Source organism: Pseudomonas mendocina (genome assembly GCA_037482215.1).
In the GTDB taxonomy this organism is placed as follows: domain Bacteria; phylum Pseudomonadota; class Gammaproteobacteria; order Pseudomonadales; family Pseudomonadaceae; genus Aquipseudomonas; species Aquipseudomonas mendocina_E.
Genome location: CP148074.1, coordinates 2,271,188 through 2,294,809, shown reverse-complemented (window position 1 = coordinate 2,294,809; position 23,622 = coordinate 2,271,188). Strand labels below are relative to the sequence as shown.

The following is a 23,622-nucleotide window of genomic DNA, read 5'->3' as shown; positions in this document are numbered from 1 at the left end:
GATCAATACATGAGGGCGCAGCCATGCTGCTCAACCTGTTTAATGAAATGCGTGCGGCCAAGGTACCGGTTTCCGTCAGGGAGCTGCTGGACCTGATTAATGCCCTAAAGCATAACGTCGTGTTCGCTAATATGGACGAGTTCTACTACTTGTCCCGCGCGATTCTGGTTAAGGACGAACGTCACTTCGACAAGTTCGACCGAGCCTTTGGCGCCTACTTCAAAGGGCTGGAAAACCTCGATCAGCATATTGAGGCCCTGATCCCGGACGAGTGGCTACGCAAAGAGTTCGAGCGCTCCCTGACTGACGAAGACCGCGCCAAAATCGAATCACTAGGTGGGCTCGATAAGCTGATTGAAGAATTCAAGAAGCGTTTGGAAGAACAGAAAAAACGCCATGCGGGTGGAAACAAGTGGATTGGCACCGGCGGTACCAGCCCGTTCGGTTCCGGCGGTTATAACCCGGAAGGTATTCGTATTGGTGACGCGGGTAAGCGCCAAGGCAAGGCAGTCAAAGTCTGGGACCAGCGCGAATACAAAAATCTCGATGATCAGGTTGAGCTGGGCACCCGCAATATCAAGGTAGCCCTGCGCCGCTTGCGCAAGTTTGCCCGTCAGGGGGCTCAGGACGAGTTTGATCTGGACGGCACCATTGATCACACCGCCAAAGATGGAGGCTTGCTCAACATCAAGATGCGACCCGAGCGACGTAACACGGTCAAACTGCTGATCTTGTTCGACATCGGCGGATCCATGGATGCCCACGTCAAAGCCTGCGAAGAGCTGTTCTCCGCGTGCAAGACCGAGTTCAAACACATGGAGTACTTCTACTTCCATAACTGCGTGTACGAGTCGGTGTGGAAGAACAACTTACGCCGTACCTCAGAACGTTATTCGACCTTCGATCTGCTGCACAAATACGGCTCTGACTGGAAAGTGGTGTTCGTAGGCGATGCAGCCATGGCGCCTTATGAGATCACTCAACCAGGCGGCAGTGTCGAACATTGGAACGAAGAAGCCGGTTACGTCTGGATCAAACGCTTTATGGACAAGTACAAAAAGCTGATCTGGATTAACCCGTATGCCAAAGACACTTGGGGCTTCACCGCTTCTACGGCCATCATGCGTGAACTACTAAATGACCAGATGTACCCGCTGACACTGCAAGGCTTGGAAGACGGTATGAAATTCCTGTCCAAGTAACCGGCAGAAATAACAAAGGCCCTGATGGGCCTTTGTTTATCGGCGACGAGACAGCTTTAACGCCAATGTTTCTGCTGTGTGCGGCGGGTTGTGCCCTGCCCCAGCAACGCCACGATCATCAGCAGCCCCCCCTCAACCAGCAACGCCAGTAACAATGCACCTGCCAATCCCCAAGCGATCACTTCTGGCGCAAACAGGACCTGGTAACGATAGGCTTTCAGGGTTTCACTCATCAGTTCTTGATCAGCATTGATGATCAGATGCCAAGTCTGGCTGTACCACGGCCCGTGCATCGCGATGCTTTCGCGCTTGAGAAATGTAACGCGGTCTACCAGCTCGCTCAAACTAGCTGCATCGCTGCGCATGACCGGATCAGCGCTTTGCGCATAATGGCCAACCAGCGCAACCAAGTCGCCTTTAAAAAATCGTTTTGCCGTTTTGCGGAAGCCTTCTAGGCCTTTTTCGGACTCCAGGAGTTGAGCCTCAACTCGCTTTTGGTAATCGTCTATAAAACCTGGCACCTGTATGCCGACTAAGAGCCCCAGTGCGAATAACACCATTCGCAAATAACTGATGAACATGCTTATTTCCTTCTTATAAAACTATGTGGCAATTCCCTGTGCGATGCATTCTCCCCCCCGCCACAGGCGCCATTCTCCAGGCGCGTAGCGAGTCCAATGTTCGTTGTCGGTCAATGGCTCGGTGGCCATAACGGTCACAACATCATTGGGGGTTGTTTCAGACTGAAAATCGACCTGCACATCTGCATCCTTTAAATGTGCAGGGCCAAACGGTGCCCGCCGGGTGATATACGCCAACTTGCTTGAGCAGAAGCTGAACAGCCAATCACCATCACTGAGCAGACAATTAAAGACACCGAAGGCGCGGTAACGGGCACAGGCTTCAATCAAAGTCGGCAACAATGCCTCAACTTCGACCGGTTGTGGGAACTCTCTGCGTAGACGATTAAGCAGGTCACAAAATGCCGACTCACTGTCGGTGTCCCCCACTGGCCAGTAATTGTCGAGCTGCGGGGTAAACCCAGCCAACTGACCATTATGGGCGAAACACCAGTTTCGCCCCCACATCTCGCGAACAAACGGGTGGGTATTGGCCAGGCAAACGCGCCCCACATTTGCCTGGCGGATATGGCCGATGACTACTTCACTCTTGATGGGGTAGCGCTGTACCAACTGAGCCACCTCAGACTCACTGCTGGCGCGCGGATCTTGGAACAGACGAAGACCCGGCCCCTCGTAAAACCCGATGCCCCATCCATCTCGGTGCGGGCCCGTTCGTCCTCCCCGCTGCATCAGACCGGTAAAACTGAACACGATGTCAGTTGGCACATTGGCACTCATGCCCAGTAATTCACACATTCAGTTCAAACCTCAACAGCAGCAGTCTCAGCGGGTTATTCGCAACGTTAGCAAGTGCCAGGTAGGCGTATCACCTTGGGACGACAACGGAATTACAGTCGCGGTTCGACCCGTGAGCCGTGACGACGCGGATAATCATCATCACGATAATCGTCTGTTTCGTCCCGACTGGACATCATCTCCCGCAAGGTGGGTTCATCCTCAGCGATTGGCTCATAGCCTCTGCGGCCGTTCCACCAGCGTTCAATCGGCCAGCGCACCATGACAAATAGCAGATACAGGCCAAACACGATCAAACCATACATGCTCAAATCAGCAATCGCGCGCCAGGCATTGCTGCCCACCCCTAAGAGCAGATCCATAGCAGCAATGGCAATTGACGGCGCCAGTTTGTCCTGCCCTGGGTCAACCAGTGTTGGGCTGAATAGCAGAACAAACACCACTACCCGCAAAGGCTCACGCAAATAGCGCCACATCCAGCTGGTCATACGGAAACCAACCAGCAAGCAGCCAAACGCCGCGATCAGGTAGATCCCCCAGGCAAGCAGGTAGTCGTTTTCAGTCATAACCACAGATTCTCAGACATGGAGCTGGCGGGTGCTCAGCGCAGGTTATACAAATATCAGCAGCCGTCAGGCGAAGTGCTGCTTATCATAGCGGCTTTTAACCGCCATCGCGTCACCTGCTGGCGGCCTTTTATAACTGGAGTTTTATTATGTCCAACGCCCCTGTCGCCCGCCTTGAGGCCGCTGCCGATCCTTACTGCTGGTTGGAAAATCGCGATGCGGCCGAGGTGCTTGACTATCTCAAAGCTGAGAACGCCTATCTCGAGGCCCAGCTAGCGGATGAGGCAGCGCTCAGAGAACAGCTGTTTCAGGAGATCAAAGGGCGAATTCGCGAAACCGATCTGGGGCTGCCGTCGCCTTGGGGGCCTTATCTGTATTACCACCGCACCACTGCAGGTGATGAATACCCGCGCCACTATCGATGCAAACGCCCTCACAGTGATTCGGTTGAAATCGACCCATCCAGCGAAGAATTGCTGCTGGACCCCAATGCTTTGGCAGATGGCGGGTTTATCTCGGTTGGGGCATTCAGCATTAGCCCTGATCATCAGCGTCTGGCCTACAGCTTGGATACCAGTGGCGAAGAGGTCTATGAACTATTTATCAAGGATCTGAGTAGCGGCAAGGTGACTGCCCTGCCCTTTGCCAACTGTGATGGCCGCATGACGTGGGCCAACGATAGCCAGACAGTGTTTTTTGTCGAACTGGACGACACCCATCGCCCGTACAAACTGTTCCGCCATACGCTGGGTGAACAGAATGCCGAGATGATTTTCCACGAAACGGATGAGCGTTTTTTTCTGTCTTGCTACCGCAGCAGCTCCGAACGCAAATTGATACTGCAACTAGGTAGCAAGACCACGACCGAATGCTGGGTTGTGGATGCTGATACACCTGAAGCTTCGTTCACCTGCCTCGCCCCACGCGAAGAAGGTCACGAGTACGATGCAGACCACGGTAAGCACAATGGCATTTGGACTTGGTTTATCCGCAGCAATCAACACGGTATCAACTTCGCCGTGCTTACCGCAGATGATGCTACACCGCAGCGCGAACACTGGCAGCTATACCGGGCGCATGATCCGGAGGTAATGGTCGACGGCATCACCCTCAATGAGCAGGCTGTTGTTCTGAGTCTGCGTAAAGGTGGCTTGCCGATCATTGAGGTGCAGCCAGAAGCAGCCCCGGTTTACAACGTACACCTGCCCGACGCCGCCTACAGCCTGTTCGTTCAGGACAGTTTGGAATTCGAAAGTCCGGTGATCCGCCTACGTTATGAGGCGCTCAATCGGCCGGCTCAAGTGCGTCAGCTGCAGTTGAACGATGGGACACAGCAGGTTCTTAAAGAAACCCCAGTTTTGGGGACTTTTAATCCCGATGACTACATCAGCCAGCGCCTCTGGGCTAGCGCCGGGGACGGTACCCTAGTGCCTATCAGCTTGGTGGCCAAACGAGATGTACTAGGCAAACCGGCACCACTTTATCTGTATGGCTACGGCGCCTATGGTGAATGTCTTGACCCATGGTTCTCTCATGCTCGGTTAAGCCTGCTGGAGCGCGGCTTTGTATTTGCTATCGCTCATGTACGTGGCGGTGGTGAACTGGGTGAAGCCTGGTACCGCGGCGGCAAACTGGAGCATAAGCAGAATAGCTTCAGCGACTTTATCAGCTGTGCTGAGCACCTGATCAGTGAGGGCTACACTGACAGCACACAATTGGTTATCAGCGGTGGGAGCGCTGGTGGTTTGCTGATCGGAGCAGTGTTGAACCGACGCCCTGACCTGTTTGCCGCTGCTATCGCAGAAGTACCGTTTGTGGATGTACTCAACACCATGCTCAACCCGGACTTACCACTGACCGTTACTGAATACGATGAATGGGGAGATCCGAATCACCCAGAAGTGTTCGAACGCATCAAGGGCTATGCCCCTTACGAGAACATCAGCGCCCAGCCCTATCCGGCTATTCTGGCCGTTGCCGGTTATAACGATAGCCGAGTGCAATACTGGGAGGCAGCTAAATGGGTGGCAAAATTGCGGACGAAAAAAACCGACAGCAACCTCCTGCTGCTGAAAACTGAACTGGATGCAGGCCATGGAGGAATGAGTGGTCGTTATCAGGCGCTTAAGGATGCAGCGCTGGAATACGCTTTTATCCTTAAATGCTTGGGCTTTAATAGTTTTTAGTAGCTGCTAGCCCAATACAAAAATCGTTTACTGCACTTCAGACAATCGGCCCAGTACAGGCTTGCGCAGTTCTCAGCGTGTAAACGGGCGGCTAAACTCAACGTATCATCCCTGCAAACAACGGCCATCCCATGAGCAGCAACACCGCAACAGGCAAACTCGACCGCATCCTGGCACAGGCACAGCGCGAACGAGAGGAAGGTTACCGAGCCAAAGCTCTAAAAATGTATCCGCATGTCTGCGGCCGTTGCGCCCGCGAGTTTTCCGGCAAGCGCTTGAGCGAACTCACGGTTCATCACCGTGACCATAACCACGACAACAACCCGCAAGACGGCTCCAATTGGGAGCTGCTGTGCCTGTTCTGCCACGATAATGAGCATGCACGTTACACCGATCAGCAGTATTTCAGCGAGAGCTCCACAGCAAGCCCCCAAGGCCCCCAAGCCACACATAAGGCATTTGCCGACTTGGCTGCTTTGTTACAGAAAGGCAAACAGTAGCCCTGCTGCCGTATAATCCCGGCCTTGGTTCTAACGCACAGACAAGGCCGGTTACGTGGCAAACAAACGATACAGTTGCATAGGCTTATACAATCCCAAGTCGCCGGAAAATGTCGGTGCCGTTATGCGTGCAGCTGGCTGTTATGGCGTGGCCTCGGTTTTTTATACGGGCAAACGCTATGAGCGCGCCCGCGACTTTGTCACCGACACCAAGCGTATCTATATGGATATCCCTCTGATCGGTGTTGAGGACCTCAAACAGATCATTCCACTGGGTTGTACACCAGTTGCCGTTGAGCTGGTGGACGGCGCCCGCCCCTTGCCTGATTACACCCATCCGGACCGGGCGATTTATATCTTCGGCCCGGAGGATGGCTCGCTGAATGAAGAAATCCGCTCGTGGTGTGAAGATGTCGTGTACATCCCCACCGAAGGCTGTATGAACCTAGCTGCAACGGTTAACGTGGTGCTGTATGACCGTATGGCTAAAGGCCTGAACACCCGCTCAGGCCCTAAGTTCAAATAAATTACCTGCTGTTTCAGCGCAGCAATTTATTATCGAGTACCTTCGAAGCCCGCCCCATCACGTTCTCGCTGATTTCGACAAAGTCTTCGGTGCTGACTTTATCCAAGCGCATCAAGCCACGCGCTACGTCATCCAGTGAGCGCGGGGCTGTACTGTCTTTTGTGGCTGCACGAATTTCGCGGTCCAGCTCCTGAAGCAGCAGAACAGCACGTGCAGTCACCGGCCCTGTGGAGCGGTCAGTACGCAGACTCTTAACGGGTTTGCTCCAACGAATCAGTTGCTCGCGGATCTTTTGGTAGCGCTCTTCGCTTAATCCACCAGCTCGGCGCATCAGCTCAATTGAGTAATATTCAGCGATACCTTCGGTTACCCAGTCACTGCGGTCTGTCGCGCTGATACGGCTAAAAACATGAACCAACTCGTGGACTAACGAGCTTGTGCCGTTCTCGCTCACCAAAGGGCGATCACTGTGCATGTAGTAGGAGTTGCTGGCCGACAAACCGCCGCGCCACATTGGGTCCCCAGCCCCCACGATTAAGAGCTTGGACGGATCACGTGGAAACACCTCTTGGGCTACAGGCCAAATGAAGGTCAGCAAGGTCATGACATCCATGCGGCGCATCCCCTCACCCACGGGGGCTGCAATTGCAACGTCAGTTTCACCAAGTTTTACACGGCGAGTGCCCACTTTGCCGGCCACAATCCAGCCAGTGGGTCGATCAAAGTGCCGCGTAGGATTATCCACCCGAAACTTGTTCTTACCGACCCGCGGCCACCCTGTTTCAACAGACTTCCAGCCTTTGGGTAATTCAAACTTAACCCGTGTTACGAATTGGGTCTTGTCGACATGATCCAGCTTAGCCGGTGGAACCAGGTCGTCTCCCCGGAACAGCGCCCAGTCTGGTGTGATGCGAGCGTCAAAACGCCCCGGCTCGCGCTCATGATTTATACGGACCTTATACGTCAGGTTCGACTTACCTTGAGCAGGCTTCCATACCCCCCGCCCTGGTGTACTCTGCGTCCACTCCCCATCGGCGGCAAAATCACTGTAGTTCTGCTGGTCCCCCAGATTGAAGTCCAAACTGCGAATGACTGAACCATCTTCTATCGTCATGCGTACTTCAGCCTGCTCGGTTTCCGGCAGAAAGCGCACGTTGAAATCGACATCAACCTTTTTCGCCCAGACCGACGTACTCAGGGACAATACAGCAGCAGATATCAGTAAACGGCGAATCAGCATGACAACGCTCCACAGTGCATTTGATCGTCTCTCATTAGGATTGGGCTGCCGGAAGGTCTCGCATCTTGCTCAACCGGCGCGGAAAATCATGTGATCTTCCCAATCTTCTTCCGCCACGCTGGATTCACTGAGCATGCGCCCAGCTTGGGAAATACGTTGCTTATGTACCTGATCCGGATCTCCACAAACCAGGTGGTGCCAAATCAGCAAGTCTTTGCCTTCACTTACCAGTCGATATGCGCAGGTCGGCGGCAGCCACTGGAAGCTATCCGCCTGAGCCGGTGTGAGCTGAATACAATCTGGCACAAACTTACGGCGATTGCTGTAATCCTTGCAGCGGCATGTTTCCAGATCCAGCAACTTGCACGCAATGCGGGTGTAGTAGACGCTACCGTCATCCTCATCCTCTAGCTTTTGCAAGCAGCACAAGCCACAGCCGTCACAGAGGGACTCCCACTCATCCTGATCGAGCTGATCAAGGGTTTTACGTTTCCAGAAAGGTTCGACTTTTGCGGCCATTTACACATTACTAAAGAGAAGGGATAAAACCGGGCAGTCTAGCTGCTGCCCGAGATACGGCCAAGCTACAAGCTAGCGGCGCTCTCAATAACCGCGACTAAAGTCCACCCGCCCCATCAATGGCTTGGCAGACTGGTAGCAGCGCAGGTTGTCAATGAACAGCTTAGCCATGAGATGTGGATCGGTCGGCGCAGAACTGTGGCCGGTTAATAGCAGATTAGGCGTGTTCCAGAATGGGTGCTCAGTTAGCAGGGGTTCTTGCCTGCACACGTCGATGACAGCGCCTGCCAACTGGCCTTGCTGCAACGCCGCAACCAAATCTGAATCGACCACAGCGCCCCCCCTCCCGGCATTGATAAACAGCGCGTGAGGCTGCATGCAAGCAAACAGCGCTTCGTCATACAGGTCGTGTGTATCGTCGGTATCCGGCAGCAGATTGATCAAAAAATCAGTCTCAGCGGCAAATGTTGGTAAATCCCGTAAGTCACCAACTCGCTCAAAAGGCGGCAGTTGGCGAGCGCTGCTGGCTATACCGGTTAACTTCAACCCGAACGGCGCAAGAAACTGCGCTACGCGCAGGCCAATATCCCCTGTACCGACAATCAATACGCGACGCCCAGCAAGGCTTTGCGGTGATCGGTTGTTCCAGTGGCGCTCACGCTGTTCCTGCCATTGCTGGGCCAGTTGACGCTGATGGGCGAGCATATGACAAAGCATGAACTCAGCCATTACCTGCCCAAAAATTCCAACAGCTCGCGTTAGTTGGTAGTCGTGTGGCAAATCAGTAGCCAATAAGGGCTTGATGCCCGCCCACGTCGATTGCAGCCAGTCGGGCTTATGTCCCTGACGCAGCAGGCCCGCCAACAGGTCAGGCTGACCTAGCCAGATCGTGCAGTTGCCAGCCTGCTGACACAACGTGGCAGGATCATCACTGGCAAACACATCAAGATACGGTACCTGCTGACGCACGTAGTCCGCGTAAATCTGGTGCTGGCGCTCGGCAATCAACAGGCGCAATGGTCCATCCCCTTATGACGGATCAAACAGGATCGTTGCGGCAGAGCAGTTCGTCAGGCAAGTGCTCAATGTATTCATCCTCTTGAGGAGGCATCTGCAGATGAAAGCCCTGTTCTTTCAGGTTTTCGAGCACCTTATTGATATCCTCACGTGCTAACTGGCGCTCCGGCGTCAATACCAATTCCATGGCCAGTGCGGGTTTGCCGAAGACATTCAACAAAGCTTCGGGCACACGGGACAAACCCTCGCTGCGCAGTACGTACAAGTACATTTCGTTCTTACGCGGGCTTTTGTAGATTGAGCAAATCTGTTTCAAACGGACTCTCCAGCAGTACCAAGGCAGTTCAGCAGCGCTTGGCCCATCAATTCACGTCGCCAGCCCTTGAGGGAATCAGGCAATTGGTACGGCCCATTCGGGTAACCGCTCTTCAGCAGGCTTTCCAGGGTTTTCTTGCGCAGCATTAGTTCTGGCGCAATATTCAGCCTCTCGCCCTCACGCAAACCGATTGCGCGCAGCTTTTTAAGGACTCCAGAAGCCTCTATTGGCAGGGGTTCGGGCAATGCTTCTGGCCACTCAGAGGCAGGTGATGCTGCAGCCTGTTTGATCAGCTGCAGCAAGAAGTCGCCATCCTGCCTAACCGTTCTTGGATGCATGTCTTCAATACGCGCTAAGGAGACCAGGTTGTCCGGCTGGGTTCTGGCAATCGGCCACAGGGAGTTTTCACGCAACACCCGATTGCGCGGCTGATTACGGCTACGCGCCTGCTCTTCACGCCAACTGCACAATGCACGTAGGACTGCCAGCTGCTGACGGGATAGCTTCCACGCCAACTTAGCATCGCGATACGCCAACTCTGGATGCACCTCTCGACACAGATGACTCACCAACTCGGCGCCATCCTCCAGCACCCATGCATACTTCTCCTCGCTGAGCTGTTTTTTCAAGCGAGGATACAGCTCAGCAAGGTGCAACACATCTTCAGCGGCATAGCTGATCTGTGTGTCAGACAAAGGACGCTGCAACCAGTCCGAACGGGTTTCCCCTTTGGGCAACTCGATATTCAGCACGCTTTGAACAAGGCGCGAATAGCCCATAGAAAAGCCGATATTGAGGTAGCCAGCGGCAAGTTGAGTGTCAAATAGCGGAGTTGGCAGGCTACCGGTGAGGCGCTGGAAAACCTCAAGATCCTCACTGCAGGCATGTACAACTTTAACGACATGAGTATCTGTCAGTAAGGCCGCAAAGGGCTGCCAGTCGCTAATCAGCAGCGGATCAATCAGATAGGCACACGCGCCATCGCTGACCTGTAGCAAACCGGCAATTGGGTAAAAGGTATCGACGCGCATGAACTCGGTGTCCAGCGCAACAAACGGCAGCGTTCGCCACTTGGCACAATGCTGCGCAAGGCTGGTGTTATCACCAACCCATTGGATTTCAATCGCCACACGGCTCTCCCACTATTGATACCGTGAAGTATATATCGCACACCCTTCAATGTGATGCACTGATACCATCGGACATACAGACGCCCGGCCAATGGGGGCGTATTCAGTGTCGTTCACGACAGGCAAAGGAAAATAACAATCATGCGAAAGCTACTTGCCCTACTTCTGTTGTTAATTGTTGCGGTTGCTCTTTGCCTAGGCTTGAGCAGCAGCCCGATCCAGCCCCTTAGCTGGGATGCACCAGCGCCCCCACCACTGACTGGTACGCTGGAACCCAACGACACCCTCATGAAGGCTGAGTTGATTGCTAAGGGACAGATCGAGGGTCCGGAGGACACGGCGGTAGATACTGATGGGCGCCTGTATACAGGGCTGCATAACGGACAGATCGTTCGCATAGGCGCGGATGGCTCGATCGAAGTCTTTGCCGACACCAAGGGCCGGCCCCTGGGTATGGATTTCGATACCAGCGGCCACCTGATCGTAGCTGATGCCTATCAGGGGCTACTGAGTATTGATCAACAGGGCACTATCAGCGTGCTGACGCGTGAAGCGGAAGGCGTTGCGTTCAAATTCACTGATGATCTGGACATTGCCAGTGATGGGACCATTTATTTCAGCGACGCAAGCTCACGCTTCGAACAACCCGACTACCTCCTTGATCTGCTAGAAGCACGACCACATGGCAGGCTGCTTAGCTATAACCCGAAAACCAAAGAAACCCGTGTCCTGCTCAAGGATCTTTATTTCGCCAATGGCGTAGCGCTTTCAGCCAACGAAGACTTTGTTCTGGTCAACGAAACCTACCGCTACCGCATCACCCGTTACTGGCTTAAAGGTGAGAAAACCGGCAGCCACGACATTTTCATCGACAACCTTCCTGGCCTACCAGACAACCTCCAAGGTGATCGTCAAGGCACATTCTGGGTTGCTCTGCCGTCTCCACGTAAAGCGGATGCCGACTGGCTGCATCGAAATCCTTGGGTCAAAGCCCAACTGGCCAAACTCCCGCGCAGCTTATGGCCTAAGGCAACACCCTATGGGCTGGTAATTGCGCTAAACGAAAAGGGTGAAATTATTCAAAGCCTGCATGACACCAGTGGCAGCCACTTACGCATGATTACTTCAGCCAAACCGGTCGGAGACTACCTCTATTTCGGTAGTCTGGATAATGATCGAATCGGTAAACTCAAAATCCGTTAACTCTCACTTGGGGCGACTGCTGGGCTGTCGCCCCCTTTATAAGCGGGTTTATGATGACGATATCTTTCGACCGTCAGGATGCCCACAATGCCCCTCGCTCAATTGATCAGCCCCGAGCAACTCAAACAACGCCTCCAGCAAAATGACCTGCGCATTCTCGATTGTCGCTTTGCTCTAAATGATCACGACTACGGCCGAAAAAGCTACAGTGAGGGGCATATCCCCGGAGCTCTCTTTGCTGATTTGGAGCATGATCTCTCCAGCCCGGTACGCAAAGGTATAACAGGTCGCCACCCCCTCCCCGATCCTCAAGCACTCATCCAGCGCTTACGCCAGTGGGGCATCAGCAATGACAGTGAAATCGTTCTGTACGATGACGGCACAGACGCATTTGCTGCGCGGGCCTGGTGGCTGCTGACATGGCTGGGTAAACGCGAAGGCGTCTTCCTACTTGATGGCGGGCTAAACGCTTGGAAAGAAGCAGGTGGAGCATTGACGACTGCGACTGTGAACCTACCCGCGGGAAACTTTGACGGCAGCCCGGATAACAGCCTGCTGATCACAGCTGAACAACTGCAGCAGCGTCTGGCCAGCAGCGAACTGACATTGCTGGACGCACGCGCCCTACCGCGTTTTAAGGGCGAGATCGAGCCCCTTGATCCGGTTGCTGGGCATATCCCCGGAGCGCAGTGCGCTGTTTACACCGGTAACCTCGATGAAAACGGCCGCTTCCTCAGCCCTGAGCAGCTTCACAAACGCTTTAGTGAACTGCTCAAGGGCCGCCCTGCATCAGCGCTGATTGCCTACTGCGGTTCTGGCGTAACGGCATGTCATAACCTTTTTTCGCTCAATTTAGCCGGTTACCCGCTCGCCCCACTCTATGCGGGTTCATGGAGCGAATGGATCACTGATCCTGAACGCCCCATCGCCACGGGTGAATAAGGGCGTTGAAAAACCAAAGGCCCGACCAGCAAGCAGCTCACACGCCTGGCCGGGCTTTTCAGTACGAATGGCTATATAGGGCGATTGACGAGACCAAAAACAATTTAAAAACAGCCCATTACATACATTATGTAGAGCTAGGCTTTAATTGAAGCGGCTAACCCCGCTTCAGGCTGGGCCTTTTTCTCATAGACGCAACAATTGCCCAGCGCCCAGCAATCTATCAGCGAGGGTAATATGGGAATCACCGCCAGCGAACTGAGCCAGCATGTCATACGGCCCACCCTTGAATATTTAGATAAGCATTCCGCAGCAGCTGAACATTTACTGCTTGCAATTGCTGCCAGCCAGTCCCAGCTCTGCGCCAGCCTTGATGATGATCGTGGACATGGCTTGTACCGTATTAACACTCATGATCATCGATACATCTGGGATCACTATCTAGCCCGAGATCCCGACTTGGCAAGCCTCGTTCGAGGCCTGGCCAGCCAACACGCGTTTCTTAGTGCTCCTGACACTGAACTGATCGTTAACTTGCGCTATGCCACAGCAATCGCTTGGTTGTTAATCGAGTCAGCATCTAACGGTAAAACTTTACCGGATATAACTGATGCTACCGGAATGGCTCAGCTCTGGCGCGTGGCATTCAACGCTAACGGTCAACTGCATGATTTCATTAAAACCTGGCAGGGCTTAATTGGCATTCAGTACAAAGTTGCCTAAAAGGTCAGTTTTTTTAAGGTAAAACGGTCTAAAACGGGAACTACATCAATATTGGCATTGTCTCCATCGAGCAGCTAACCGCCAATTCAAATAATCAGGAGCTCATCCCGTGACCAATAAATTCTCAAAAACCTGCCTTTCACTGGCTTTGATGTCTGCAGCCAGTTACTCATTCGCGGGCGGTTTTGCAATTAACGAGCAAAGTGTTAGCTCGATGGGTACGGCATATGCAGGACGATCGTCCTCGGCAGAGGATGCCACCACAGTGGTTAGTAATCCGGCAGGTATGGCCAGACTCAAACGTGAACAGATCAGCGCCGGCGCAGTATTTATTCACGCAAAAACCGACATATCTCACGCAAGTGGCCAACTGAACGGCAGTAATGACGGGGACATGGTTCCTTTCACAACGGTCCCAATGGGTTTTTACGTCAAACCCATTGATGAAAACTGGACTTTTGGTCTCGGTGTTTACGTACCATTTGGCCTGACCACCGACTACGAAAAGAGTTTTCAGGGACGCGCTGAGGGCCTTAAAAGTGAAGTTCGGGTGATCACACTACAGCCAACGATCAGTTACCGTTTTAATGACCAGTTTTCTATTGGCTTTGGCCCCACCATCAACCGTATCGATGGTGAGTTGACATCGGCCGTACCAAGCCCATTTGGTGAAGCCAAAGTCAAAGTCAAAGGTGACGACACCGCTGTTGGTTACAACATTGGTGCACTTTATGAGTTCACCCCTAGCACACGTGCAGGTATCACCTATCACTCCAAAGTAAAGTATCGCCTCAAAGGTGATACAAAAATGGACTTGGGCAATATCCTGAGTGTCAAATACGACGGTTCACTGCGGGTTTCCACCCCTGAGTCCGTTGACTTCTCTGTCACCCATGACCTCAACGATCAGTGGACAATTTACGCAGGTAGCACCTGGACTCGCTGGAGTCGCCTGAAAGACATCACAGTTGAGAACAAAGACGTATCCCCCCTGCTGTCTGGTCAGTTAAGCACTATCACTGAGCCACAAAACTGGCATGACACATGGAGTCACGCCATCGGTGCAGCCTATAAGCTAAACCAGCAGTGGACGTTACGTGCAGGCTTGGCGGTTGATCAGTCCCCCACCAACAATACCGACCGTTCACCACGCATCCCAACTGGCGACCGCAGGGCATTTAGCCTCGGGGCTGGCTGGAGCCCGAATGACGACGTGACGGTGGACGTAGCCTACACCTACCTGCGTGAAGAAAAAGTAAGTGTCAGATCAGATGAATACAACGCTGACTACAAAAACAGCGCACACGGCTTTGGTACACAAGTAACCTACCGTTTCTAATCATCTAGGCGTCATGAAACGGGCCAAAGCACTGCTAGCTGAGGCCCGTTTCTTTATGCGCTACTCAGAAATTTTCGGATGTTGCGAGGCAATCGCCTGCTCTATCGCTTCTATCAGCTCAGGTGAGTCAGGGCTCGTCAGGCTGGAAAAGCTGGCAATAACGCTGCCCTGGGCATCAACGACGTATTTGTAAAAGTTCCAGCGCGGTGCACTGGTCTGTGCAGCCAGCTCACGGAACAATGGGATCGCGTCACTCCCCCTTACCGGCTGTGTTTCCGTCATGGTAAAGGTGACCCCGTAGTTGACGTAACAGACCTTAGCTGTTTCTTCGCTACTGTCAGCCTCCTGACGGAAATCGTCTGAAGGTACGCCCAGAACCTCTAGACCTTGGGCTTTGTAACGCTGATGCAGCGCCTCCAGCCCTTTAAACTGTTTGGTGAACCCGCAAAAACTGGCGGTATTCACGACCAACAAAGGTTTCCCGGCAAACTGTTTGCACAAGTTGATCGTTTCTGTACTGCGCAAGCGTGGCAATTCACCTTGCAACAGCACTGGGCACTCATCAGCCATCACCGGTCCGTTTAGCACCGCCAGCGAAAAGATGCATCCGCGTACTAGCCAATTCATGTTCACTCCAGCCAAATCAGCACACACTCAAACCAAGTTGCAATAAGGCCAAGCCGCCCTGCTGCCAGCCCCACCAGGCCAGCACGAGCAAAAGCCCTGAAGCGGCCATCAATAATGCGCTTAACACCCTTGTACTCACCGAGGGACCTCCTGCATTTGCAAGCGAGGGACAGGTTGCTCGCGCACAGGCCAGTTTAGTAACGCCGCCATAAGGCTGAGTAGAATCGAAATCTGCCAAACCAGATCATAGCTCCCGGTTTTGTCATACACGTAACCACCCAGCCAACCGCCAAGGAACGATCCCAACTGGTGAAACAGGAAAACGATGCCACTCAACATTGAAAGGTTACGAACACCAAACAGTGTGGCCACGGTCCCATTCGTAAGCGGCACCGTAGACAACCACAACACCCCCATTGCCATACCGAATGCGTAGGCACTCCAGGTAGTAAGCGGGGCAACCAGGAAAATCACAATGACTACGCCACGCAGCAGGTACAAAGCACTCAATAGCTTAGGCTTGGAGTAGCGACCGCCGAGCCAGCCCGCGCCATACGTTCCGACAATATTGAATAGCCCCACCAGGGCCAGTACCGTCGTACCGACCATCGCAGGCAGATGCTGATCAACCAGATATGCCGGAATGTGCACCCCGATGAACACCACCTGAAAACCACACACAAAGAAACCCAAGGCCAGCAGCCAGAATCCTTGGTGTGTGCAGGCTTCGCGCAAAGCTTCACCAAGGCTTTGCTTGGGGCCATGGTCTACGATGGGAATATCGCTAAGCATGCTAGCGAGCGGCACAATCAAGGCGATCAGCACGGCTAATGCGATTAATGCTCCCGACCAACCAAGCCACGCGATCAACCCCAGAGAGCCTGGCAGCATTGCGAATTGACCAAACGAGCCTGCTGCCGCTGCGATCCCCATGGCCATACTGCGTTTTTCTATTGGCGCAGCACGGCCCACAGCACCTAGCACAACTGAAAACGAAGTTCCGGACAGTCCAAGGCCAATAAGCACACCAGCACTGAGCGACAAACCTAAAGGCGACTCAGTGAACGCCATGCACAACAAACCAACCGTATACAGGACGCCGCCGACAAGCACTGCTCGCTTCACACCAAAGCGATCAGCCAATGCGCCGGTAAAGGGCTGGACCAAGCCCCAAATAAGATTCTGCAACGCAATAGCAAAGGCAAAAACTTCTCGCCCCCAGCCAAACTCAGCGCTCATAGGGGCAAGAAACAGACCAAAACCGTGCCTAACGCCCAAAGACAAGGCGAGAATCAGTGAGCCACCCACCAACAGCAGCAATGCACTGCGCCCCAACGTTCCCATAGCTTTTTGGCCCTGATCAAATTGAAGTGGCAGGATTGATCAGCCTGCCGCCACTTACAAGTAGTCTTTGGTGCAAAAGGAACTCATCTCACTCACCCTAAAGTGAGCGCCAGTGATACCAGCACAATACATTCCGTAATTTCTACCAGCGCACCTGCAGTGTCACCGGTACAGCCGCCTAAACGCTTAAGCATAAGCAGGCGCAGGTAACCGAAGACAATGCCTGCAGTCAGCAGGACAACAAGCCCAGCAAGCCCGGTAAGCAACATAGCCACACCATGCATCAATAAAACCAAGCGCAGCTGCTTGCGTGGCATATGCTCAGTCAGCAAAGTACCCAGGCCACCCTCTCGCGTGTAGGGTGTGGTCAGAAACAGCAGCGGTAACGCCACTCGCGCCACCCAAGGTACCAGGATCAGCCAAATAACATCGCCAGCCTCAAGAATGGCAACCAAAGCTGAAAATTTAACCAGCATCAGCAGGATAAGCGTGACCACAGCCACTGGGCCGCTGGCTGGATCTTTCATGATCCGCAGCGTGCGTTCTTTATCACCCAGCCCACCAACCCACGCATCAGCGCTGTCTGCCAGACCATCTATATGCAAAGCGCCTGTCAGCGCAATCCAAGTAGCCAGTACAAGAGCAGCCTGTAGCAGCGTTGGTGCCGTAGCGGTAAACAGCAGCTCAACATATAGCAATGCACCAATCAACAAACCGACCAGTGGGTAAAACAGCAGGGACCGACCGACCTGCTGCGGCTGCGGCATATCGGCAAGCGTCACCGGCAGACGCGTTAGAAACTGCAATGCAATCCACCAGGCCGTCATATCAGCTCCTTCAATACACCCTGATCATCTAAGCTCAGGCGAAAGCGCTGGGCAAAACCGACGTTAACCTGCAGCAACCCTTTGCGCGGCAAGCCCCTGGCTCTGGCCACCAGAAGACGTATTACACCGCCATGGGTCACCAGCAACAGCCGCTCGCCTTTGTGTTGCAGATAAAGCTGCTGCAGCGCGCCCAATACCCGGTGCTCGAAATCCATTAGCGACTCTGCCTCAGGCGGAGTGAATGCGTAGGGATCATCCCAAAACTGGCTCAAAGCAGCCGCATCCGTCTTATACAGATCTGCACTGCTTCTGCCTTCCCAGGCGCCGAAGTGCAGCTCCTGCAAATCGTCCCTCAGCGTCAGCTCACAACCTAGCGTTAACGCCAATTCTTGGGCAAAACGTGAGCAGCGCTGAAGTGGTGAACTTACGATGTGGTTCCAACGCTGCTCGCCTGCCACCGCTTCGCGAAGTTGCGACCAGCCTTTTTCAGTCAGTGGATCGTCTGTACTGCCCCTGAAACTACCCGCCAGCTCACTTTCGCCATGGCGAATCAACTCTATTAACAGTGTCATAAGGACTTATCCGATACGGCCGCTTCAGCAAAGGTAGCCATATCATTGTGCAGTGCACAGGCCATACGCAGCAGGGGAACAGCCAGTGCAGCACCACTGCCCTCACCCAGTCGCAACCCCAGTCCAAGCAAAGGGCGCGCATCAAGTGCTTTTAGTACACGCAGATGCCCTGGTTCCGCACCGTTGTGCGCAAACTGCATCCATACTTTGCAAGATGGGTTTAATTGCGTGGCATAAAGAGCTGCAACAGTGCAAATGAAGCCATCTACAAGCACGACAACGCCCATCTGCGCGCATGTCAGGTAAGCACCGGTAAGGGCCGCAATCTCAAACCCACCGAAATAACGCAATGCTTCCCACGCTCCGTCAACATGCTGCCGATGAGCCGCCAGTGAGGCATCGACCACTTTAGCCTTATGGGCAATACCCTGTGTATCCAGCCCGGTTCCTGGGCCTGAAAGTTCAGAAGCAGGAATATCCAGCAACCAGCAGGCGAGCGCGGTAGCAGCCGTGGTGTTGCCAATACCCATTTCCCCGGCGACGAACAACTCACAGCCGTTTTGAAAGGCCCGGAGAACCGCCTCCCGACCACATTCAAGGGCTCTGTGCAGCTGGTCCTCACTCATGGCCGGCCCCCGCAAGAAACTGGCGGTCCCCTTACCCAAGTGCAACTGGCGAACGCCCTGTATCGGAGTAGGCGACTGCACAGTACCCAGGTCGATGACCTCAAGACTTGCCCCTAACTGCCTGGCCAACACACTGATGGCGGCGCCACCGTTCAGAAAGTTACTGAGCATCTGCACCGTCACAGACTGCGGATAAGCTGACACGCCTTCTGCAACGATGCCGTGGTCCCCCGCAAAAATACTGATGTGCACCCTATCAACGGCTGGGCACTCTCTGCCTTGTAAAGCCGAAAGCTGGACGGCAAGCTCCTCAAGCTGTCCTAAAGAGCCGGCGGGTTTGGTCAATTGCGACTGTCGGGCCTTCGCTCGTGCACGCTGCGCCTCGTCTGGTGACTTACAGGGTTGATGCCACCACTGCACGCTCATAATGCGCCCCCTTTGAGCACCATCGGCAAACCCGCCACACAAAACACAACTCGCTCACACTGCTGAGCCAGCGCCTGGTGTAACCAGCCAGCCTCATCGACATAGCGGCGACTCAGCTCACCCAGTGGCACGACACCCAAACCGGTTTCATTACTCACTAAAATAACCTCGCCGGGTAACTCCGGGATCAGCCTCAGCAAAGCATCACACTCTACCCGCAGACGCGACTCATCCTCCAACATCAGGAGATTACTAAGCCAAAGTGTCAGGCAATCCACCAACAGACATTTACTTTCACTCGCCTGGGCTAGCAGAGCGTCCGCCAAGGATAGCGGCTCCTCTACCAGTGCCCAGTGATCCGGCCTGCGGGCTTGGTGGTGAGTAATGCGCGCACTCATTTCGGCATCCAGCGCCTGGGCCGTGGCGAAATAAGTCACATCCAGACCTGACTCGTAAGCCAGGCGCTCCGCAAGACTGCTTTTACCTGAGCGTGCACCGCCGAGAATCAATTGCCGCATGAAATAGCTCTCTCGTTAAACATCGTGACCACAGGGCTCGTTCCAACCATTCTCATGCAACAGCTCATGCAAAGGTCGTGGCTTCGCCCAGCCTTCCTGAACCAGCATGGGCTCGTCATAAAAGGCGTTAACAGGTCCAAGACAGATGATGGCGACCGGTTTACTGCCCTCTGGCATCTTTAATAAGTCAGCCAGCGCCTGTGGCTCGAACAGAGACACCCACCCCATTCCCAAGCCTTCTGCGCGGGCAGCCAGCCACATGTTCTGAATGGCACAAGAGAGCGAGGCCAGATCCATCTCCGGCAAAGTCCGGCGCCCGAACACATGAGCATCACGCCCCGGCATCAGGCCAACGACCAATACTTCTGCGCACTCGCGGATACCTTCTACCTTGAGTTGCTGGAACTCGTCACTACGCTCACCCAACGCCGCAGCAGTACGCAGCCGCTCAGCTTCAACTAACGCCCCAATCGACTCACGCAATACCGGCGCAGTGATACGTATGAATCGCCAGGGTTGCATCAAGCCAACGCTAGGAGCCTGATGAGCGGCTTCGAGTAAACGTGATAACACCTCAGGTTCAACCTTCCCCCCAGAAAAATGACGCATATCGCGACGCAGAGCGATCACCCGGTAGATCGCCTCTCGCTCGGACTCACTGAACACATAGGAGGTCATCTGCGCTTCTCACGAAATGCAGATAAAAGATGGGGATGAAACATGAAAGATGCCTGCTAGCGCGATGAATTGAGAGCCATCAGAGGAATAGCAAGCCCACGCCCTGTATGAGCGCGCACATGACAAAGCCCTCCGCGATGTCGTGGAATATGCACAGGCCGGTCTCCGGGCTTGTGAGCGGATGCTCATTCACCGTTGCGGGGGCAGCGCCGGAATTATCAATTCAAATGACTCACCGACTTCCCAGTTTCACCCCATGAACCATATGGTCGGGGCACCTGTTGCAAGCCGGGAAGCCTAGTGGCTTCTGTGGCCAACGTCAAACAACGCTGCTTCGAACTGCTGGCTAAGGATTGCTCGCAAGCCTCTGCGGGAAAACACGCTTGGCGCTCAGATAAGTACGTTGCCAGTAGCTGTTACTGAGGCTATCGAGGCGAACAGTGCCACCTTTGGAAGGTGCATGCACAAAACGCCCCTCGCCTACATAGATACCTGCATGACTAACCTGGCGCCCACCACTTGTTGCAAAAAACACCAGATCACCGCTTTGTAGGGCATTACGGCTTACGGTTGGGGCGCTCAGGTTGATCATTTCACGGGTCGTACGGGGCAACCGTATTCCCGCCGCATCACGGTAGACATAGCCGATCAGGCCACTGCAATCAAAACCGCTGTCGGGCGTATTACCGCCCCAGACATACGGTGTTCCTACAAGACCCAGTGCACTGAACAACACATCATTAGCGCCACCGTAGCTTGTGATAGGTGGGCTATAGACAGCTTTAGGCTGCGGCGCAGGGGCTGGCGGCTGACTGGCACATGCACCGAGCAATGCCGCAAATGCAATAACAGACAAGCGAAGGAGTACGGTCATGAGCAAGCCCATCCTGAGCCGGAATATCTCTAGCCTCTACTGTGCCTGCTTATTCTCTTAAGTGCAAGCTTTAGGTTTATGCTCCAGGTTATTGATATCTATAAATTTCAATTTTTTATAAGGCACAAACGAAAACGCCCGGGCAAGCCCGGGCGTTTTGTTAATTTCTTAGGTTTTATTGGTGACGGGTTGGCGTATCAACCGTTGCCATCGCAAGCGCTCGCTTGGCCTCAATGAACGTACGCTTCCAGTAACGATCCTGGAGACTATCAACACGCACGCCACCGCTGCGGCTACTAGAGGAATGGATGAACTGGTCGTCCCCCAGATAGATGCCCGCATGGCTTACACGACCACGACCATTTGTGCTGAAAAACAAAAGATCGCCAGGTTTAAGATCGCTGCGAGATACCAGTGGCGCATCAATATTGATCATCTCGCGAGTCGAGCGAGGCAGCTGCATGCCAGCTTCTTCCTTAAAGAGGTAGCCGATAAATCCACTGCAATCAAAACCCGACTTAACCGAACCACCGCCGAAGCGATAGCGGGTACCGATCAAAGAGAGACCGTGATTGAGAATGCTGTCTGCCAGCTCGGGCAAACGGTATGACTTTTCATCAGTGAAATCGCCAATCACGGCTTCCTTTTCTTCAGCTACATCTTCTTCAGCTGGAGGGAAGACTGGCGAGTTCGTTACCAACGCATGGTCCGGCTGCTCCGGCTGCGGTTGGTAAGGCTGGCTGGCGCAAGCCGCCAAAGCCAATGTGAGTGCAATGGGCACGAGGGGTGCGAAACGCTTTAGCATATGGGCACGACCGTGTCGAAGAGTCCTTATCAAGATAGGGACTATGCCTTCTATTGATTAGATTTGCAAATTCTATCGACAGGCGTGTGACTTATCAGCCGCGGAATAACATCTAACGCCGCCCCCGACAAACGGACATCGACCTGACCGCTCAAAGCAGTGACTTGCGGATTAATCTCTACGGTGAAGCCCCCGCTGGCACGGGCTTGCAGCACAGGCTGAATAATATAGGGGAAGCTTGCAGAGGTCCCGATACTCATCACCATATCAAAACCTTTGTGCAATTCTCGCCGAAGCGTTTGCAGTGGGAGTTCCGGCAGCATTTCTCCAAAAAGCACCACCGGCGGACGCAACACACCGCCACACTGACTACAACGAGGTGGCAAGGGCTGCTCTAGGCGCCCCGAAAGATCACTCTCAACCGCAGCGCAGGATATGCAATGCAACGGCTGCAACTGGCCATGAATTTCAATCAGCCGCTCAGCCGGGCTGCCAGCCATACGATGGTAACCATCAATATTTTGTGTAAGCACCCAACATTCGGGGTTGTTCTGCTGCAGTTCAGCGATCGCCCCATGAGCGGCATTCGGACTCGCGCCGAGACATGCCTTACCCAGCTCGGCAAGGTACTTCCAGCAAAGCGCAGGATTTGTTTGCAGCATATCACCGGACAAGGCTGCCTCGATTGGCAGCCCCTCGGCTGTCGTTCCGTTATAGAGCCCTCCAAGCCCCCTATAGGTCGGTAAACCTGAGCCAGCAGAGAGCCCTGCGCCTGTAATGAGGAGAATGCGTTCAGCAGATCTGAGCTGGTCTGCTACGCGGAGAGTCAATGCGTCCATCCCCTCCCCCGCTATCAGTGGTTAACGGTATAAGCCAACATCAAGGAAAGCTGACACAAAGGTCGCCCGCTCTGTTCATGCCATTGATTGAAGGCAGACTGGACCAATGCCAAATCTTTCTGGCTAGTTGGGGCCTTGTCGATAATTTTTTGTGCATTTAACGCAGCAACAACATCCTCGGTCAGCACGAAGGTGTCCTTGCCAATCATGCGCAAGAAACGTGGTGCCGAAAGTCCGCCCAGCTGATTGCCGTTTTTCGCAAGGTAGCGCCACAGGCCAGTAATATCCGTAACAGGCCAGTCTGCGATCAGAGCAGCAAAGCTGCCCTTGCCCTTCTGCACATCTAAAATGAACTGAGCATTGCGCGGAACGCTTTTGAGCTTGCCCAAATGCCGGATCAAGCGTGCATCCTGCATCATGTTCTCTAGGCGTTCAGCTCCGATCAGCACCACTTTCTCAGGATCAAAACCAAAGAAAACTTCTTCAAAAGCTGGCCACTTAGCATCTACCACACTGTGCTTAAGGCCTGCCCGGAAGACTCGCAAACTCAGGGTCGACAAGTAACGATCGTCAGTAATCTGACTTAACTCATCACGACTAAGTGGCTGCGGCAGGCGCTGTTCCAAAGCAGCCTTAGAACCGAAGCGGTTAAGGCAGTATTCATGCAGCCATTTGTAGTCGTGCATCCAGAGCGTCCT

27 protein-coding genes and 1 riboswitch are annotated in these 23,622 nt (G+C 53.8%); of the genes, 8 read left to right on the top strand and 19 right to left on the bottom strand.

Annotated elements, in window-relative coordinates; genetic code table 11:
* The first annotated feature begins 23 nt into the window (after positions 1-23).
* Positions 24-1,202, top strand: coding sequence for a VWA domain-containing protein (locus WG219_10480; protein ID WXL27843.1), 1,179 nt, complete (start codon positions 24-26; stop codon positions 1,200-1,202).
* 56 nt (positions 1,203-1,258) lie between these two features.
* On the opposite strand, the gene WG219_10475 is transcribed toward WG219_10480, so the two are convergent.
* From WG219_10475 to WG219_10465, 3 genes are all read right to left on the bottom strand, one after another.
* Positions 1,259-1,783 (bottom strand): DUF2937 family protein, encoded by a 525-nt coding sequence (locus WG219_10475; protein ID WXL27842.1) that lies wholly within the window; start codon positions 1,781-1,783, stop codon positions 1,259-1,261.
* 21 nt (positions 1,784-1,804) lie between these two features.
* On the bottom strand, positions 1,805-2,581 hold the full coding sequence (locus tag WG219_10470) for a class II glutamine amidotransferase (protein WXL27841.1): 777 nt from the start codon (positions 2,579-2,581) through the stop codon (positions 1,805-1,807).
* A gap of 92 nt (positions 2,582-2,673) precedes the next feature.
* Entirely contained in the window at positions 2,674-3,147 is a 474-nt protein-coding gene (locus WG219_10465) for an MFS transporter (GenBank protein ID WXL27840.1), read from the bottom strand.
* A gap of 149 nt (positions 3,148-3,296) precedes the next feature.
* Between WG219_10465 and WG219_10460 the strand changes: the two genes are divergently transcribed.
* The 3 genes from WG219_10460 to WG219_10450 all read left to right on the top strand — a co-directional run bounded on the left by WG219_10460 (position 3,297) and on the right by WG219_10450 (position 6,359).
* Positions 3,297-5,333 carry a S9 family peptidase gene (locus tag WG219_10460; protein ID WXL27839.1) on the top strand — a complete coding sequence of 679 codons (2,037 nt, stop codon included), beginning with the start codon at positions 3,297-3,299 and terminating at the stop codon, positions 5,331-5,333.
* Between the two features lie 131 nt (positions 5,334-5,464).
* On the top strand, positions 5,465-5,833 hold the full coding sequence (locus WG219_10455) for a YajD family HNH nuclease (GenBank protein ID WXL27838.1): 369 nt from the start codon (positions 5,465-5,467) through the stop codon (positions 5,831-5,833).
* 55 nt (positions 5,834-5,888) lie between these two features.
* Positions 5,889-6,359, top strand: a complete 471-nt coding sequence (locus WG219_10450; protein WXL27837.1) for an RNA methyltransferase — start codon at positions 5,889-5,891, stop codon at positions 6,357-6,359.
* Between the two features lie 13 nt (positions 6,360-6,372).
* Here the strand turns inward: WG219_10450 and WG219_10445 are convergent, their stop codons facing one another.
* From WG219_10445 to rnd, 5 genes are all read right to left on the bottom strand, one after another.
* Complete coding sequence (locus WG219_10445) at positions 6,373-7,599, bottom strand: hypothetical protein (protein ID WXL27836.1); 1,227 nt, start codon at positions 7,597-7,599, stop codon at positions 6,373-6,375.
* A gap of 69 nt (positions 7,600-7,668) precedes the next feature.
* Positions 7,669-8,118, bottom strand: coding sequence for a YcgN family cysteine cluster protein (locus WG219_10440; GenBank protein WXL27835.1), 450 nt, complete (start codon positions 8,116-8,118; stop codon positions 7,669-7,671).
* A gap of 84 nt (positions 8,119-8,202) precedes the next feature.
* Positions 8,203-9,135: a D-2-hydroxyacid dehydrogenase gene (locus WG219_10435; GenBank protein ID WXL27834.1), complete on the bottom strand. Its 933-nt coding sequence runs from the start codon at positions 9,133-9,135 to the stop codon at positions 8,203-8,205.
* A 22-nt stretch (positions 9,136-9,157) separates the two neighbouring features.
* Positions 9,158-9,451, bottom strand: coding sequence for a YcgL domain-containing protein (locus tag WG219_10430; GenBank protein WXL27833.1), 294 nt, complete (start codon positions 9,449-9,451; stop codon positions 9,158-9,160).
* Positions 9,448-10,581, bottom strand: coding sequence for a ribonuclease D (rnd, locus tag WG219_10425; protein ID WXL27832.1), 1,134 nt, complete (start codon positions 10,579-10,581; stop codon positions 9,448-9,450). The genes WG219_10430 and rnd overlap by 4 nt, the downstream gene beginning before the upstream one ends.
* Before the next feature lie 141 nt (positions 10,582-10,722).
* Here rnd and WG219_10420 point away from each other — a divergent pair, with 141 nt between their 5' ends.
* From WG219_10420 to WG219_10405, 4 genes are all read left to right on the top strand, one after another.
* Positions 10,723-11,784, top strand: a complete 1,062-nt coding sequence (locus tag WG219_10420) for an SMP-30/gluconolactonase/LRE family protein (protein ID WXL27831.1) — start codon at positions 10,723-10,725, stop codon at positions 11,782-11,784.
* Between the two features lie 87 nt (positions 11,785-11,871).
* The gene (locus WG219_10415) at positions 11,872-12,726 is read left to right on the top strand and encodes a sulfurtransferase (protein WXL27830.1); all 855 of its coding nucleotides are present in this window, start codon (positions 11,872-11,874) and stop codon (positions 12,724-12,726) included.
* Between the two features lie 237 nt (positions 12,727-12,963).
* Positions 12,964-13,449 (top strand): hypothetical protein, encoded by a 486-nt coding sequence (locus WG219_10410; protein WXL27829.1) that lies wholly within the window; start codon positions 12,964-12,966, stop codon positions 13,447-13,449.
* A 151-nt stretch (positions 13,450-13,600) separates the two neighbouring features.
* Positions 13,601-14,788: an outer membrane protein transport protein gene (locus WG219_10405; protein WXL27988.1), complete on the top strand. Its 1,188-nt coding sequence runs from the start codon at positions 13,601-13,603 to the stop codon at positions 14,786-14,788.
* Positions 14,789-14,848: 60 nt separating this feature from the next.
* Here WG219_10405 and WG219_10400 read toward each other — a convergent pair whose 3' ends face one another.
* The 11 genes from WG219_10400 to WG219_10350 form a co-directional block, all read right to left on the bottom strand.
* The gene (locus tag WG219_10400) at positions 14,849-15,415 is read right to left on the bottom strand and encodes a glutathione peroxidase (protein ID WXL27828.1); all 567 of its coding nucleotides are present in this window, start codon (positions 15,413-15,415) and stop codon (positions 14,849-14,851) included.
* 135 nt (positions 15,416-15,550) lie between these two features.
* Positions 15,551-16,750, bottom strand: a complete 1,200-nt coding sequence (locus WG219_10395; GenBank protein WXL27987.1) for an MFS transporter — start codon at positions 16,748-16,750, stop codon at positions 15,551-15,553.
* A gap of 101 nt (positions 16,751-16,851) precedes the next feature.
* Positions 16,852-17,586: an adenosylcobinamide-GDP ribazoletransferase gene (locus WG219_10390; protein ID WXL27827.1), complete on the bottom strand. Its 735-nt coding sequence runs from the start codon at positions 17,584-17,586 to the stop codon at positions 16,852-16,854.
* On the bottom strand, positions 17,583-18,158 hold the full coding sequence (locus WG219_10385) for a histidine phosphatase family protein (GenBank protein ID WXL27826.1): 576 nt from the start codon (positions 18,156-18,158) through the stop codon (positions 17,583-17,585). The genes WG219_10390 and WG219_10385 overlap by 4 nt, the downstream gene beginning before the upstream one ends.
* Positions 18,155-19,210 carry a nicotinate-nucleotide--dimethylbenzimidazole phosphoribosyltransferase gene (cobT, locus tag WG219_10380; GenBank protein WXL27825.1) on the bottom strand — a complete coding sequence of 352 codons (1,056 nt, stop codon included), beginning with the start codon at positions 19,208-19,210 and terminating at the stop codon, positions 18,155-18,157. The genes WG219_10385 and cobT overlap by 4 nt, the downstream gene beginning before the upstream one ends.
* A complete protein-coding gene (gene cobU / locus WG219_10375; protein ID WXL27824.1) occupies positions 19,207-19,728 on the bottom strand; it encodes a bifunctional adenosylcobinamide kinase/adenosylcobinamide-phosphate guanylyltransferase in 522 nt (173 codons plus the stop codon). The genes cobT and cobU overlap by 4 nt, the downstream gene beginning before the upstream one ends.
* Before the next feature lie 15 nt (positions 19,729-19,743).
* Positions 19,744-20,406, bottom strand: coding sequence for a 5,6-dimethylbenzimidazole synthase (gene bluB / locus WG219_10370; protein WXL27823.1), 663 nt, complete (start codon positions 20,404-20,406; stop codon positions 19,744-19,746).
* 138 nt (positions 20,407-20,544) lie between these two features.
* A riboswitch (cobalamin riboswitch) is annotated at positions 20,545-20,703 on the bottom strand.
* A gap of 49 nt (positions 20,704-20,752) precedes the next feature.
* Complete coding sequence (locus WG219_10365; GenBank protein ID WXL27822.1) at positions 20,753-21,280, bottom strand: C40 family peptidase; 528 nt, start codon at positions 21,278-21,280, stop codon at positions 20,753-20,755.
* Positions 21,281-21,455: 175 nt separating this feature from the next.
* A complete protein-coding gene (locus WG219_10360) occupies positions 21,456-22,085 on the bottom strand; it encodes a C40 family peptidase (GenBank protein WXL27821.1) in 630 nt (209 codons plus the stop codon).
* 50 nt (positions 22,086-22,135) lie between these two features.
* Complete coding sequence (locus WG219_10355; GenBank protein WXL27820.1) at positions 22,136-22,924, bottom strand: NAD-dependent deacylase; 789 nt, start codon at positions 22,922-22,924, stop codon at positions 22,136-22,138.
* A gap of 14 nt (positions 22,925-22,938) precedes the next feature.
* Positions 22,939-23,610: a DNA-3-methyladenine glycosylase I gene (locus WG219_10350; GenBank protein ID WXL27819.1), complete on the bottom strand. Its 672-nt coding sequence runs from the start codon at positions 23,608-23,610 to the stop codon at positions 22,939-22,941.
* Positions 23,611-23,622 lie beyond the last annotated feature (12 nt).

Bases quoted from the DNA above. Each gene is read 5' to 3' on its own strand.
- WG219_10480 (WXL27843.1), top strand. From the start codon at position 24: ATGCTGCTCAACCTGTTTAATGAAATGCGTGCGGCCAAGGTACCGGTT.
- WG219_10475 (WXL27842.1), bottom strand. From the start codon at position 1,783: ATGTTCATCAGTTATTTGCGAATGGTGTTATTCGCACTGGGGCTCTTA.
- WG219_10470 (WXL27841.1), bottom strand. From the start codon at position 2,581: ATGTGTGAATTACTGGGCATGAGTGCCAATGTGCCAACTGACATCGTG.
- WG219_10465 (WXL27840.1), bottom strand. From the start codon at position 3,147: ATGACTGAAAACGACTACCTGCTTGCCTGGGGGATCTACCTGATCGCG.
- WG219_10460 (WXL27839.1), top strand. From the start codon at position 3,297: ATGTCCAACGCCCCTGTCGCCCGCCTTGAGGCCGCTGCCGATCCTTAC.
- WG219_10455 (WXL27838.1), top strand. From the start codon at position 5,465: ATGAGCAGCAACACCGCAACAGGCAAACTCGACCGCATCCTGGCACAG.
- WG219_10445 (WXL27836.1), bottom strand. From the start codon at position 7,599: ATGCTGATTCGCCGTTTACTGATATCTGCTGCTGTATTGTCCCTGAGT.
- WG219_10440 (WXL27835.1), bottom strand. From the start codon at position 8,118: ATGGCCGCAAAAGTCGAACCTTTCTGGAAACGTAAAACCCTTGATCAG.
- WG219_10420 (WXL27831.1), top strand. From the start codon at position 10,723: ATGCGAAAGCTACTTGCCCTACTTCTGTTGTTAATTGTTGCGGTTGCT.
- WG219_10415 (WXL27830.1), top strand. From the start codon at position 11,872: ATGCCCCTCGCTCAATTGATCAGCCCCGAGCAACTCAAACAACGCCTC.
- WG219_10410 (WXL27829.1), top strand. From the start codon at position 12,964: ATGGGAATCACCGCCAGCGAACTGAGCCAGCATGTCATACGGCCCACC.
- WG219_10405 (WXL27988.1), top strand. From the start codon at position 13,601: ATGTCTGCAGCCAGTTACTCATTCGCGGGCGGTTTTGCAATTAACGAG.
- WG219_10400 (WXL27828.1), bottom strand. From the start codon at position 15,415: ATGAATTGGCTAGTACGCGGATGCATCTTTTCGCTGGCGGTGCTAAAC.
- WG219_10390 (WXL27827.1), bottom strand. From the start codon at position 17,586: ATGACGGCCTGGTGGATTGCATTGCAGTTTCTAACGCGTCTGCCGGTG.
- WG219_10385 (WXL27826.1), bottom strand. From the start codon at position 18,158: ATGACACTGTTAATAGAGTTGATTCGCCATGGCGAAAGTGAGCTGGCG.
- cobT (WXL27825.1), bottom strand. From the start codon at position 19,210: ATGAGCGTGCAGTGGTGGCATCAACCCTGTAAGTCACCAGACGAGGCG.
- cobU (WXL27824.1), bottom strand. From the start codon at position 19,728: ATGCGGCAATTGATTCTCGGCGGTGCACGCTCAGGTAAAAGCAGTCTT.
- bluB (WXL27823.1), bottom strand. From the start codon at position 20,406: ATGACCTCCTATGTGTTCAGTGAGTCCGAGCGAGAGGCGATCTACCGG.
- WG219_10365 (WXL27822.1), bottom strand. From the start codon at position 21,280: ATGACCGTACTCCTTCGCTTGTCTGTTATTGCATTTGCGGCATTGCTC.
- WG219_10360 (WXL27821.1), bottom strand. From the start codon at position 22,085: ATGCTAAAGCGTTTCGCACCCCTCGTGCCCATTGCACTCACATTGGCT.
- WG219_10355 (WXL27820.1), bottom strand. From the start codon at position 22,924: ATGGACGCATTGACTCTCCGCGTAGCAGACCAGCTCAGATCTGCTGAA.
- WG219_10350 (WXL27819.1), bottom strand. From the start codon at position 23,610: ATGCACGACTACAAATGGCTGCATGAATACTGCCTTAACCGCTTCGGT.